We start from the raw sequence: 13,018 nt of genomic DNA, 5'->3' as shown, positions 1-13,018 counted from the left end.
TTTTAAATGGCTACCTATACAACGGAAATTACTTCCGATAAGTTGATCAGTGACAACCCCATACATCAACGGCTTTTGAAAGCCTACATTGTCGCCAGGGATTATGTTTCTGGTGATTTGTTGGAAATTGGCTGTGGTGAGGGAAGGGGAGTGGAAGTTTTGGGCCCCCTGCTCAATCATTACCATGGCCTGGATAAAATCGGCGAGATACTGGAGACCCTTCGGAAGCAACACCCGGGTTTTGTTTTTGAGCAGGCCCTTTTGCCACCCATGCCGGGCCTGAAAAACGATACGTTTGATTGGGTGGTCAGTTTTCAGGTAATCGAACATATTCAGGATGATTTGCTGTACCTGCAGGAGATCTATAGGGTACTGAAACCAGGTGGTTGTGCCCTGATTTCAACGCCGAATATCCGGTTTTCCCTTTCCAGGAATCCCTGGCATATCCGGGAATATACGCCGGCTCAGCTTAGGGATTTGTGCCTAAAGGTGTTTGATAAGGTAGAAGCAAAAGGAATAGGTGGAAATGAGAAGGTATGGAAATACCATGAAGCCAATAGAATTTCGGTAGAGAAAATAACCAGATGGGATTTTCTCAACCTGCAGTACCGCCTTCCGGCAGGACTTTTGAAAATTCCCTATGAAATTCTCAACCGGTTTAACCGCAACAAATTGCATCAAAAGCAGGGTAAATCGGTGGAAGAAATTATGCACACAGATTACCTGTTAATGGATGATCCCGAAGAAGCCCTGGATTTGTTTTATGTCCTGCATAAAAAAGAATAAACAGGGTATTGATTCCGGCTCTATTGTCCCATTCAGGCATTTTAATAAGCAAAGGAGAAGTCAATCGACTTCTCCTTTGCTTATTTTTTTTTGTGATTTTACTTTTGGCTGACCAGCTTCTGCCATTTACATTTATTCCTTATCGTCTTTGCATCTGCTGGCCCATGGAGCCAAACAGCCTTTCAAACTCCTGCTGAAGCTGATTCGCTTTTTCTTCAAAACCCTGTTCCTTTAAAAGCGGAATAAAATACCGAAGCATTTCCATGGAAATGGAGGCCTCCCTGTCCATGGCGCGCCCGGTTTCCTCGTAGAAATCCAGCATTTCAACTGATCGGGAGGACATTTCATTGATGATGTGCATGGCCTCATCTTCCATACCCAATTCAAATAACAGGGGAACAGCCTGTCCGCTGGCCAGGTCATAGGGGATGGCCTCATGAGGGAATTTCTCCAGGCTCAGGCGCATGATGTCCTCGGCTCTTTCCAAATCCGCTTCGTCCAATAGGGCGATGGTAATGCTATTCAATACGCTTCGGTGATTAGAGGTAAACCTTCTGAACTCATCATCAAAATAATTGGAAGGGTTATTCATCCCCCTAAAGGCAAATTTTTCCATGACATTGGTATAGGCCAGATCTGTATTGATCAACTCTTCCTGGTTATCCGGTTTTTGAACAGGTAATAGCCGGTAGGTAAGGCCTTCCATTACTACATTTTCGCTGATGTCAAAACCTACGGAGGCCAATGAAGTATTATTGAAATAAATCGGCCTTTCCCAGTTATTGGTAGCGATCAGATCCAGAAGCATCAAATTGCCTTTGGTTACATAATTTCCCTTCAGTCGGATATTGATTCCCGGAACCCTTAAATCTCTGAACTGCTCAGGAACGATGTTCAGATCCTCTATTTTTTCCTGTTCAATGGATAGGGAAAGGTTTCTTGAGGGGACGGTGTTGATGTTACCTGACCTGCTGGACGAAAGTTTGAGTAATTCACTGTTATTTTTAAGCAGCTTGAGATAATCGGGCAGGGATAAGCTTTCCAGCCTGTCTGTAATATACAAAACGTCATTGGTACCCTTTTTAAAGTTGTCGTACTGAAGGGTGAAGTCCAGGGCAGCAGATTCATTGACCGGCCGGGTCATCTGCTTGACATACCAATCCGTATCGAAATAACTCAGTACAACCACCCGGACATCAGTTCTGAAACCTTCTACTTCCTGTACATACCAGAGTGGAAAAGTGTCATTATCGCCTCCGGTAAATAATATGGCATTGGGTGCACAGGATGCCAGGAAATTCCGGGCAGAATCCACAGAAAAGAAGCGATCTGACCGGTCATGATCATTCCAGTTTTCGCTAGCCATTAGCAGGGGCACGGGCAGGGTGATTAAAGTAGCATACAAGCCCGCCAGCACCAGGTCTTTCTTCATCCGGCTCAGCTGCCTGCTGATGGCCAGCACGCTGAAGCCAATCCAGATGGCAAAGGCATAAAATGATCCTACATATATATAATCCCTTTCCCTGGGTTCTACCGGAGGAGAGTTCAGGTATAACACCAATACTACTCCCATCATCAGAAATAGCATCAGGGTCAGCCAGAATGATTTCGGATCGTGTTTGGCTTGAAAAAACATTCCGATCAGGCCCAGAAGCAGGGGCAGCATCAGGTAATTGTTATGTCCCTTGTTATTTTTTATGTATTCCGGAAAGTCGGTGCTGATACTTGTCCATATGCTTAAAAACGGTGCATCACTAAAGTCACTTTCCCGGCCGCTGAAGTTCCACATAAAATACCTCCAATACATGTGCCCCAGCTGATGATCCAGCATGAAATAAATATTATCAAAAAAAGTAGGATCTTCTCCATCTCTCAGGCCAAGTTTGGATTGGTAGATTTGTTTGTGCCTGGGCTGGGTAGAATAAATCCTGGGTAGTATGGTGGTTTTTTCCGGGTCGTAAGTGTTTTCCAATTGGTAGTCGACAATTTCGTATTTTTCCTCTCCCTTGGCATATACGGGAGCACCTTCTACCTGGTCGATTACTTCTGCAGTGAAATATTGACCATGTAGCAATGGCCGGTATCCATATTGTTCTCTTTTAAGGTAACTGACAAAGCTGATGATATCTTTGGGATCATTTTCATTGATGACGGGTTCCGCATTGGCCCGGATAACAATTAGCGCATAGGAGCCATAACCGATAAGAATGAAGGTAAGGCATAACAATACGGTATTCAGGATTACTTTCTTTTGTTTGTAAGCATACACCAGGGCATAGACCAGAGCCCCCAGAAAAACAATGGAGAAAAAAACAATACCTGCCCCGAAAGGAAGGCCCAGGCTGTTGACAAAAAATATTTCCATTGATCCGGCGATGCTTGGAAGGCCGGGGATGATGATATTATTGATGATTACCAATGCAATTCCTCCCAAAGCAAAGGCAATGATTCCACCTTTCAGGGTATGGTTTTTGTACTTCTTAAAATATACGACCAATGCCAGGGCAGGAAGTGTAACCAGGTTTAGCAGGTGAACCCCTATGGATAAGCCAACCAGATAGGCAATGAAAATCATGTATTGATTTTCTGCCCGGGGATCCTTTATGACATCCCACTTGAGGAATGCCCAGATGACAATGGCTGTAAAAAATGAGGACATGGCATATACCTCGGCTTCTACTGCAGAAAACCAAAAACTATCAGAGAAAGTATAGGCTAAAGCTCCGACCAGTCCGGCACCCATGAGTTTATAGGTCTGCTCCTTCGTCGGTTCACCGTCCCCAATTGAAAGCAATTTTCTACCTAAAAGGGTAATGGTCCAGAAAAGAAATAAAATGGTAAAAGCTGAAAATAAAGCACTACCCACATTCATCCAATAGGCGATGGCCAGGCTATCCCCAAAGGAAAAAAAGCTGAACATCCGGTAAATCAAAAGAAAGAAAGGAGCTCCGGGAGGATGTGGCACCTGCAATTTGTAAGCAACAGCAATGAATTCCCCAGGGTCCCAGAAACTGGCGGTCTCTTCTATGGTGAGTAGATAGGTGATGAACGCAATCAAAAAGGCGGTCCAACCTGTTATATTGTTCAACCTGGCATATTTTGGCATGAGATCGGATTATTTTTGAAAAGCGAAATTAAAAAAATTATCAGGAATTATGGTTGAATTAACTTTTTTTAAATAACCATTACCTGGCTTTGATGCCCTATTCCATGCTTTTTTCAGCTGTTGAAAATTAATTATATTTTTTTTAATTAATATTTAAACAAAATATAATTTTTTGAAACGGGTGTTTTAAGCAGGTTAATTAAAATAAAATAGCATTCAACGGTTCAAAATCGAAGAGATTACCTGATTCCTGCTTATTCTGTTGGGATATAAATTGGGGGGTTTTAAAATATTTTTTATGTATTTTAAATACAATAAAATGGTTTTTAGATTTTTTTACCTATCTTTACATCGTCTTGAAAAAACAGCATAAAAATTTTTAATATGAAATCACAAAACGGCAAAAAATTAAGAATTGGTATCGCAGGAACCGGCGGTATCGGCAGAGGGCTGGCAAAGTTGATTGCCAGAAGAGATGATATGGTCATCTCAAAGATTCTGACCAGAAGGAAGGGTAAAATTGAGGACCTGGGCGTAGGTCAGGATTTCCTCACTACCGAACCTGAAAGGCTTTTTGAATCTTCAGACTTGATTGTGGTAAGTACCGGGGACACGTTGTATTCTACTCGTGTGATCCATAGTGCTTTTGAGTACGGATTACCGGTAGTGACCATGGATGCAGATACACAGGTTGTCACCGGATCCTGGTTGTCTAAAAGAGGGGTGATCACGGAAGCAAACGGGGATCAGCCTGGTTGTCTGGCAGCGCTTAATCAGGAAATCATTCAAATGGGATTTGATCCTTTGGTATATGGTAACATCAAAGGCTTTCTGAATAAGAATCCATCCCTGGAGGACATGTTGTTTTGGGGACAGAAGCAGGGTTATAGTCTGAGTTCGGTTACCTCCTTTACTGACGGGACCAAGCTTCAAATTGAGCAGGCTCTGATAGCCAATGGCCTTGGTTTGGATATTGTGCAGCAGGGTTTGGTAGGTTATGAAACCTCTGATTTTGAAAAAGGAGCCTTTGCGCTGGCTGAAATTGCGCAAAATGAGAAAAAAGTAATCAGTGATTACATTATTTCCAGAGAATCGCCTCCCGGGGTGTTTATTGCCGCCACACATCAGGAGGACCTTGCCGCTGAGCTCAAAACCTATAAAATGGGAGATGGACCTTTTTATTTATTGTATAAGCCCATGCATCTCTGCTTTTTTGAGATTCCAAATACCATTTTGAATCTGGTAAACCATGATGAAATATTGCTGGATAATGGTGCTACACCATCAGTAAGCGTAGGTGCCATCGCAAAAAAGGATCTTTCTGCAGGTTCTGTCATTGACAAAGGTATTGGCGGAATGGAAGTCAGGGGAGAGGCTTTGAAAATTGAAGATGCCATGACCCATGTACCCATAGGTTTGCTCAGCAATGTTGAGTTGAAGAGAAATATTGAACAAGGTGAATTGATTACTTTTGATGATATCCATATTCCGGATTCCCTGGCATTGACTGCCTGGAAAAGCACATTGACAGACCTATCCTTAAAGAAGGAGTCTGTCAGAAGGTAAGCTGTTAATTTTTTTATCTTATTGCTGTTTACAGATCCATTGGCCAGGATCGCATCTGATGTGGTTTTGGTCTAATGGGTCTGTTTTTTCGTTTAATGTGCAAAGCCTGTAAAAGCAAATTTCGCAGCACAATCGAAATTAATTATAGAACATTATTGTTTTGTTTTTCGTGTAGTGATTTTGACCTGAAAAATAGCGAGAATTGAAGAATAGAATTATAGGTTACCTGTTTATTTGCTGGGCTTTTCTGATACCCGGTCTACCCTTGCTGGCTCAAATGGAAGCCATGACTCAAATTGGGGAGCGAGAAAGTGAATATTTATTACTCGACAAAGGGCTTCAGTTCAGGATCACCGATGCGGTAAACAGCATGTACAATTTTGATTTTGAAAATGCTGAGAGGGGATTTGAAGTGATGCGTTACAGTTATCCCGATCATCCCCTGCCTTACTTTTTGATGGGGCTCAGCCAATGGTGGAAAATTGCCGTGGCAACGGAGAATGAATCTCATGATGCACTTTTCTTGCGTTACATGGACCTTACCATTGACAAGGCAGAAGCCATTTTGGATCGTGAACCGGACAATAAGGAAGCTGCTTTTTTTCTGGCAGGGGCTTATGGTTTTCAGGGTCGATTGCACAGTGAGAGAAAAAATTGGACCAGTGCTACTTTTGCAGGAAAGAATGCATTGAAATACATGGAATTGAGCAGGGGAGAGGAAGAATTGAACCCGGAGCTATTGCTCGGAGACGCCCTGTTCAACTATTTTTCAGTTTGGATACCGGATAATTACCCCCTGCTCAGACCGGTGATGTTGCTTTTTCCCAAAGGTGATCAGCAGCTCGGCCTCAAACAATTGGAGGAAGTTTCTGAAAATGCTTTTTATGCCCGGGTGGAGGCGCAGTATTTTCTCTTTCGTTTGTATGCATCCGAGGAGAAAAAACCTTTTAAAGCCCTGGAAATCACCGCTTATTTGCATGAAAAGTACCCCAATAACCCTTATTTTCACCGGTTTTTTGCCCGTCAGTTGTATGCTGTAGGCAGGGGCAAGGAAGCCATGGAGGTTTCCTTGGAAGTCCTGAAACGCATCGCAGATGGATGGACCGGATATGAAGCCAATAGCGGCAGGTATGCTTCCTTTTTTGCGGCACAGTATTTTGATAAAATGGGACAATATGAGGCGGCTAAAAAGCATTACCTGCAAACAGTTACTTTTGGGAATGAACTGGAATCGCAGGAAAGCGGTTATTACCTTTTTGCCCTCGTTCAGTTGGGAAAAATCAATCTTGGTCAGGGCAATAGAGCAGAGGCCAGGAGATATTTCGAAGCTGTAAAAAGTAATGCCAAAAGAAAACATCCTGCTCACAAAGAAGCCAGAACATTTTTAAAAAAGAATAAACTTTGACCGGTACTAAACTGTTATTGATAGGCTTATTCGAGAGGAAGTTTATCTTTTCTCAGGAATGACAAAACAGTAAGAGCAATTATTTTAATTAAATTGACAATTTAATAACAATATTTCGTCCACGCTTGCGTTTTTTTCGTAAATGTCTTTAAAATAAATATAAATTGGATTACCTTTGTACCACATATAATTCGGTAAATTCTTTACAATATGGATAATAGCATAAAAGTGAAATTTGACAAAATCGACCGTAAAATTTTAGAGATCCTTCAAGCGAATGCAAAAATAACCAATGCACAGCTTTCAAAAGATATAGGTTTATCTCCTGCTCCTACCCTGGAAAGGGTGAAAAAGCTGGAGCAATCTGGCATTATCAAAAGCTACCACGCCAAGTTGGACCCTGAAAAAATAGGTTTGGGAGTAAGTACTTTCGTACTGGTAGGCCTTATCGGGCATAATAAGGCGAATATAGACGCCTTTATGAAAGAAATTGACCAGATTCCTGAAGTGATTGAATGCCATCACATTACAGGGACTGGTGATTTCATCCTGAAGATCATCTCTAAAGACATCAATTCCTATCAGAAATTGATGTTGGAGAAAGTCAGTGAAATCAAAGAAGTAGACTCCATGCAATCCATGGTCATTCTTTCTACCTTTAAGGACAGCAAGGTATTGCCCATCCCTGCATAAATCACATTCATTCATTTCAAATTCTTTGAAGGGTGGCTTGATGTCACCCTTTTTTTTATAATGAAAAATCCCTGGACAAAAATTTCGGAAAAGAAGGTGTATGATAATCCCTGGATTAAGGTGTCAGAACATCAGGTGATTACTCCCAGGCAAAAGGAAGGCATCTACGGTAAGGTGTCTTTCAAAAATATGGCCATAGGTATAGTGCCGCTGGACAAAGATCTGCATACCTGGTTGGTGGGCCAATACCGCTATACCCTGGATGAATATTCATGGGAGATCCCTATGGGAGGAGGACCGCTTGATGAGGATGCTTTGCTAAGTGCCAAAAGAGAATTGAAGGAGGAGACAGGGCTAACGGCTGAAAAATGGACTGAGATTATGAAAATCCATACATCCAATTCGGTCACAGATGAGGTAGGTTTCGTTTTTATTGCCGAAGACCTGCAGGAGGGCGAAACAGCGTTTGATGACACAGAAGACCTGAAGATTTGGCGCTTACCGTTTGCTGAGGTGTTGCAAATGGTGATGAAAGGACAAATCACGGATGGTATAAGTATAGCAGCAGTTTTAAAAACGGCCATTATTTTAAAGCAAGTATAGTTATTGATTCATGAATTTGAGTGCATTTAAAGCAGATTTTGCCTTTACTTTTCGTCTGGCATATCCTGTGATGCTTAGCCAATTGGGTCAGGTAATGGTGGGTGTGGCAGATAATGTCATGGTGGGAAGGCTGGGTGCAACTCCATTAGCTGCTGCATCCCTGGCCAATAGCATTTTCTTTCTGATCCTAATGTTTGGTATTGGCATTTCGATGGCCGTGACACCCATGGTGGCTGCAGCTGACGGAGAGGGGAAAAAGGGGAGAATTGGCAGGTTGTTGAATCATGGCATGGTTATCAATGGTTTTTCCGCCTTCGTGTTGTTTCTATTCATTCTTGGTATTTCTTCGGGCTTAAAATTTCTGAAACAACCCGAGGAAGTGGTAGTACTCGCTATTCCCTACCTGCTGATCATCGCATTTTCTCTGGTTCCTTTCATGTTTTTCCAGACCTATAAGCAATTTATTGAAGGGCTATCCCAGACCAAGCAAGCCATGTATATCACAGTAATCTTCAACCTGCTCAACATAGGGCTGAACTGGCTGTTAATTTATGGCAATTGGGGCTTTCCTGAGTTGGGTTTAAATGGGGCTGGTTGGGCTACCTTGATCTCCAGGATTTTGATGGCATGGGTCATCTACCTATATGTAACCCGTTCCGGGAGGTATAAAAAACTTCTTCAAGCCTTCAACGCAAAAAACATCAGGTTTTCAATCATAAAGAAAATGGTACAGATAGGCATTCCTACCGGATTGCAATTTGTATTTGAAGTGGGAGCTTTCAGTACAGCAGCCATCATGATGGGTTGGATAGGAGTCAATGCCCTGGCTGCCCACCAGATTGCCATTAACCTGGCATCCATAAGTTACATGATGGCTTCGGGTTTGTCTGCGGCTGCCATGGTCAGGGTGGGGAACCAGCTGGGAAAACGGGATATATCAAAACTGAGAACGGTAGGCTTTTCCATTTTTGGGATGGTGGCGATCTTTATGTTGTCTTTCGCTATCGTTTTTCTGTTGACAAGAAACCAACTTCCCCTGCTTTATATCAATGACGTACAGGTGGTGGAAATGGCAGCAAGCCTATTGGTGATTGCCGCTTTTTTCCAATTGTCAGATGGCCTCCAGGTGGTTGGTTTAGGTGCATTGAGGGGGCTTTCAGATGTAAAAGTACCCACACTGGTCACCCTGGTGGCTTATTGGGTGATTGGGCTTCCCTTGGGTTATTTCCTGGCATTTGGCTTGGGATGGGAGGAAATGGGAATTTGGTCCGGACTTTTGATCGGGTTAACCCTGACGGCCATCATGTTGATTTATAGGTTTCATGCCTTAAGTTTGCGCTTGTACCGACAATCACAAAGGAAACCAGCCACCTAAATGGCTGAATCATAAAAAAAACAATTTTGCTATGGATTACAACAACTGTTACATCATCACTGGAGCAAGTAAGGGCCTGGGAAAAGCCCTGAGCGACCAGTTGAAGGCCAATGAAAACAACCTGGTGATTGGAATTGCCCGATCCGTGCTTAAATCAGAGAAGAATTTTACCGGCATAAGTCTTGACCTGGGGGATGTGGAATCGCTGATTAAAAAATTGGATGAAATACTGCCGGATTCGCCATTCAAAAAAGTTGTTTTGATCAATAATGCAGGTTGGATCGGTGAAATCGCCCATACAGGATATATCTCACCCCAATCCATTCAGGATATCTATCAGATAAATGTGATTGCCCCGGCTTTACTGATGAACGCTTTTATGAAAAAATATGACCAGCTTCCGGCTGAGAAATTGATCATCAATATCAGTTCAGGAGCTGCTGGCAAAGTGACCGATGGCTGGTCCGGGTACAGTGCCTCTAAAGCCGCTCTCAATCAAATGACAGCCATTGCCCAGCAGGAGTCTGATTTGAGAAACAGGGGCTTCAGGTTGTTTGCCCTTTCTCCGGGAATCATCGATACTCCCATGCAGGAGACCATTCGCTCCGCCTCTGAGGAGAATTTTAGCAGCCTTTCAAAATTTAAATCCTTCAAATCTGAGGGTGCCCTCAGCACAGCGGAAGAAGTCGCTCTTAAAGTACAATTTTTGATCGATAACCATCAGGAGTTTAACGGTGTATTACAGGATGTCAGAAAATTTTAGGGGAACTGTTTTTGGGAAAATCATATAACCAGAAGGAAGCATTTTCCCTGGAAAGCTTACTCCAGCTGTTGGTGGCAAAAGTAAATCCGAAAACAGCTGCGGTGGGCAGGTTGTCCAGGCTTTCTCCCAAATGGTTGATCAAATCTGTAAATCCGGGATTATGGCCAAAAATAAACAAGGTGTTTACCCTGTCAGAGGCATGGCGGACCACTTCTAAAATATCACTAACTGAAGCATGGTAGAGTTCTGCAGTCTTTTCGAAAATAACATCCTCCTTGCGGAAAGTTTCCAGATAAACTTCTGCCGTCTGCAAAGCCCGTAAAGCATCGGAAGAAATGATTTGTTCCGGATAAATGTGGTTGGTTTTTATTCTTTTGGCCATGAGCGGGGCATCCCGCCATCCTCTTTTGGCCAGAGGTCGTTCATGATCATTTAATCCGGGTTCGTCCCTGGAAGATTTGGCATGCCGGCAAATCAGTAGTTTTTTCATCTTTATCAGTTATTTAATTCAGCCATTTCTTTCTGTTCATGTTGCTTTGATCAAATTTGATATATTTGTCAGGAACAATTGACCTAATTTAGATGAATATTTTGAATATACGCAATGCATCTTTTTGGATGTTTACCGTTATGGTTCTGATTTCCTGTAAGCAGCAGCCGGCAGGCCAGCCGCAGGATATGGAGGACTGGTCTTCCTACCTCGGAAGCAAAGGCAGTTCCCAATATACTGTCCTGGACCAAATCACCAGAGAAAATGTATCCTCCCTGAAGCTGGCCTGGAAATACCAAACGGGAGACCTGAAGGAGAAAGGGAATACCCAGATTCAATGTAATCCATTGATCATCAGTGGCGTGTTATACGGAACCAGCCCTACCCTGAAGGCCTTTGCCCTGGATGCTGCTACCGGAGAAGCGCTATGGGATTTTGATCCCCATGAAGACCATGAAATAGGAGGAAGTGTCAACAGGGGATTGATGTACTGGGAATCAGAGGATACGGGCAGGGTGTTTTATGCTGCGGGTCCCTATTTGTTTGCCCTGGATGCTGAGACAGGGAAATTGATTCCTGAATTCGGGGATGGCGGTAAGGTGTCTTTAAAGGAGGGATTGGGAGATTGGGCTCAGGAACTGTACGTGATTTCTTCTACTCCCGGAGTCATTTATCAGGACAAACTGATCATTGGCACAAGGGTGTCTGAAAGTTCAGATGCTGCTCCCGGCTATATCAGGGCTTTTAATGTTTTGAGCGGGGAGTTGGAATGGATTTTCCACACCATTCCCCAGCCAGGAGAGTTTGGCCATGAAACATGGCCGGAAAATGCCTATCAATCCTCGGGAGGGGCCAATAGCTGGGCAGGAATGAGCCTGGATGAGGAAATGGGTCTGGTTTTCGTTCCTACCGGATCGGCAGCTTTTGATTTCTGGGGGGGTAATAGATTGGGAGATAACCTGTTTGCCAATACCCTGTTGGCCCTTGACGCCAATACCGGGAAAAGGATATGGCATTACCAAACGGTAAGGCATGACGTATGGGACAGGGATTTGCCAGCTCCTCCCAATTTGGTGACCATTAAGAAGGATGGCAGGGAAATTAGTGCCGTGGCACAAATTACAAAGACAGGCCGGGTGTTTATATTTGACAGGGAGACGGGTGAACCCGTTTATCCCATAGAAGAGGTAGCTGTACCTCCTTCCGGTCTGCAGGGAGAGGAAGTGGCGCCTTCACAACCCCTTCCGACTATCCCTCCCCCATTTTCCAGGCAGGTTTTCACAGCGGAAGAGATCACAGATATTTCTCCGGAAGCCACTGCCTATGTCAGGGAAAAAATCCAGGGGCTAAACTATGGGCATACTTTTGCACCTCCCAGTACGGAAGGAACCGTAATTTTCCCCGGTTTTGATGGAGGAGGTGAGTGGGGTGGAGCAGCCTATGATCCGGAATCAGGGATGCTTTATGTGAATGCGAATGAAATGCCCTGGATCCTGACAATGGTTCCTACTTCCACCGGGGAAGTTACTGCGGGTAAATCTGCTTATTTTACACATTGTGGAATGTGCCACGGTCCGGATCTGGCCGGGGATAATTCAGGGGCATTCCCTTCCCTAAGAAATATTGGAAACCGCCTTGGTCGGGAAGAGATCGCTGCAGTGATGGCCAAAGGCAGGGGAAGGATGCCTGCTTTTCAACAAGTAAAAACCGAAAGCAGGGAAGCCATTATCGATTTTCTCCTACAACCCGATGAAAGCCAGGATGATCACCTGATAGGAGCTGAATCCAACGAGGATGCTGTTCCTTATACTACTACCGGATACAACCGTTTTTTTGATCAGGAAGGTTATCCCGCAGTAAAGCCGCCCTGGGGCACATTGAATGCGATTGATCTGAACAGGGGGAGTATTGCCTGGTCAGTACCCCTGGGAGAATTTCCTGAATTGACTGCCAGAGGAATACCCCAGACGGGCACCGAAAATTACGGAGGACCGGTAGTAACTGCCGGTGGATTAGTTTTTATCGGGGCTTCCAAGGATGAATATTTCCGGGTATTTGACAAGGATACCGGGGAAGAACTGTGGAAGTATAAGTTGCCGGCCGGAGGCTACGCTACCCCGGCTGTCTATGCCGTAAATGGCAAACAGTATGTGGTAATTGCTGCTGGCGGTGGCAAAATGGGGACACCCTCAGGAGATTACTACCTGGCTTTTACCCTGGCTGAATAAGGC

At 43.9% G+C, this 13,018-nt stretch carries 10 protein-coding genes; 8 read left to right on the top strand and 2 right to left on the bottom strand.

Features of this window, described 5'->3' with window-relative positions:
- Positions 1 to 6: 6 nt before the first annotated feature.
- Entirely contained in the window at positions 7 to 786 is a 780-nt protein-coding gene (locus GL182_RS11955; protein ID WP_163379914.1) for a class I SAM-dependent methyltransferase, read from the top strand.
- Between the two features lie 139 nt (positions 787 to 925).
- Here GL182_RS11955 and GL182_RS11950 read toward each other — a convergent pair whose 3' ends face one another.
- Positions 926 to 3,892 (bottom strand): DUF2723 domain-containing protein, encoded by a 2,967-nt coding sequence (locus GL182_RS11950; RefSeq protein ID WP_163379913.1) that lies wholly within the window; start codon positions 3,890 to 3,892, stop codon positions 926 to 928.
- 384 nt (positions 3,893 to 4,276) lie between these two features.
- Here GL182_RS11950 and GL182_RS11945 point away from each other — a divergent pair, with 384 nt between their 5' ends.
- The 6 genes from GL182_RS11945 (at position 4,277) to GL182_RS11920 (ending at position 10,297) form a co-directional block, all read left to right on the top strand.
- Positions 4,277 to 5,458: an NAD(P)-dependent oxidoreductase gene (locus GL182_RS11945; protein ID WP_163379912.1), complete on the top strand. Its 1,182-nt coding sequence runs from the start codon at positions 4,277 to 4,279 to the stop codon at positions 5,456 to 5,458.
- A gap of 265 nt (positions 5,459 to 5,723) precedes the next feature.
- Positions 5,724 to 6,863 (top strand): tol-pal system protein YbgF, encoded by a 1,140-nt coding sequence (locus GL182_RS11940; protein WP_240469825.1) that lies wholly within the window; start codon positions 5,724 to 5,726, stop codon positions 6,861 to 6,863.
- Positions 6,864 to 7,073: 210 nt separating this feature from the next.
- The gene (locus tag GL182_RS11935; RefSeq protein ID WP_163379910.1) at positions 7,074 to 7,556 is read left to right on the top strand and encodes an Lrp/AsnC family transcriptional regulator; all 483 of its coding nucleotides are present in this window, start codon (positions 7,074 to 7,076) and stop codon (positions 7,554 to 7,556) included.
- A 60-nt stretch (positions 7,557 to 7,616) separates the two neighbouring features.
- Positions 7,617 to 8,159 carry an NUDIX domain-containing protein gene (locus GL182_RS11930; RefSeq protein ID WP_163379909.1) on the top strand — a complete coding sequence of 181 codons (543 nt, stop codon included), beginning with the start codon at positions 7,617 to 7,619 and terminating at the stop codon, positions 8,157 to 8,159.
- 10 nt (positions 8,160 to 8,169) lie between these two features.
- The gene (locus GL182_RS11925; RefSeq protein ID WP_163379908.1) at positions 8,170 to 9,534 is read left to right on the top strand and encodes an MATE family efflux transporter; all 1,365 of its coding nucleotides are present in this window, start codon (positions 8,170 to 8,172) and stop codon (positions 9,532 to 9,534) included.
- Positions 9,535 to 9,565: 31 nt separating this feature from the next.
- The gene (locus tag GL182_RS11920; protein WP_163379907.1) at positions 9,566 to 10,297 is read left to right on the top strand and encodes an SDR family NAD(P)-dependent oxidoreductase; all 732 of its coding nucleotides are present in this window, start codon (positions 9,566 to 9,568) and stop codon (positions 10,295 to 10,297) included.
- Here the strand turns inward: GL182_RS11920 and GL182_RS11915 are convergent.
- A complete protein-coding gene (locus GL182_RS11915) occupies positions 10,284 to 10,787 on the bottom strand; it encodes a SixA phosphatase family protein (protein ID WP_163379906.1) in 504 nt (167 codons plus the stop codon). The genes GL182_RS11920 and GL182_RS11915 overlap by 14 nt on opposite strands.
- 92 nt (positions 10,788 to 10,879) lie before the next feature.
- Here GL182_RS11915 and GL182_RS11910 point away from each other — a divergent pair, with 92 nt between their 5' ends.
- Positions 10,880 to 13,015, top strand: a complete 2,136-nt coding sequence (locus GL182_RS11910; RefSeq protein ID WP_163379905.1) for a PQQ-binding-like beta-propeller repeat protein — start codon at positions 10,880 to 10,882, stop codon at positions 13,013 to 13,015.
- Positions 13,016 to 13,018 lie beyond the last annotated feature (3 nt).

The sequence above is a fragment of the Cyclobacterium sp. SYSU L10401 genome (assembly GCF_010993705.1).
GTDB lineage: Bacteria > Bacteroidota > Bacteroidia > Cytophagales > Cyclobacteriaceae > Cyclobacterium.
Note: the sequence above shows the minus strand (reverse complement) of the source record. Positions and strands in the feature narration are given on the sequence as shown.

Bases quoted from the DNA above. Each gene is read 5' to 3' on its own strand.
- GL182_RS11955 (WP_163379914.1), top strand. From the start codon at position 7: ATGGCTACCTATACAACGGAAATTACTTCCGATAAGTTGATCAGTGAC.
- GL182_RS11950 (WP_163379913.1), bottom strand. From the start codon at position 3,892: ATGCCAAAATATGCCAGGTTGAACAATATAACAGGTTGGACCGCCTTT.
- GL182_RS11945 (WP_163379912.1), top strand. From the start codon at position 4,277: ATGAAATCACAAAACGGCAAAAAATTAAGAATTGGTATCGCAGGAACC.
- GL182_RS11935 (WP_163379910.1), top strand. From the start codon at position 7,074: ATGGATAATAGCATAAAAGTGAAATTTGACAAAATCGACCGTAAAATT.
- GL182_RS11930 (WP_163379909.1), top strand. From the start codon at position 7,617: ATGAAAAATCCCTGGACAAAAATTTCGGAAAAGAAGGTGTATGATAAT.
- GL182_RS11925 (WP_163379908.1), top strand. From the start codon at position 8,170: ATGAATTTGAGTGCATTTAAAGCAGATTTTGCCTTTACTTTTCGTCTG.
- GL182_RS11920 (WP_163379907.1), top strand. From the start codon at position 9,566: ATGGATTACAACAACTGTTACATCATCACTGGAGCAAGTAAGGGCCTG.
- GL182_RS11915 (WP_163379906.1), bottom strand. From the start codon at position 10,787: ATGAAAAAACTACTGATTTGCCGGCATGCCAAATCTTCCAGGGACGAA.
- GL182_RS11910 (WP_163379905.1), top strand. From the start codon at position 10,880: ATGAATATTTTGAATATACGCAATGCATCTTTTTGGATGTTTACCGTT.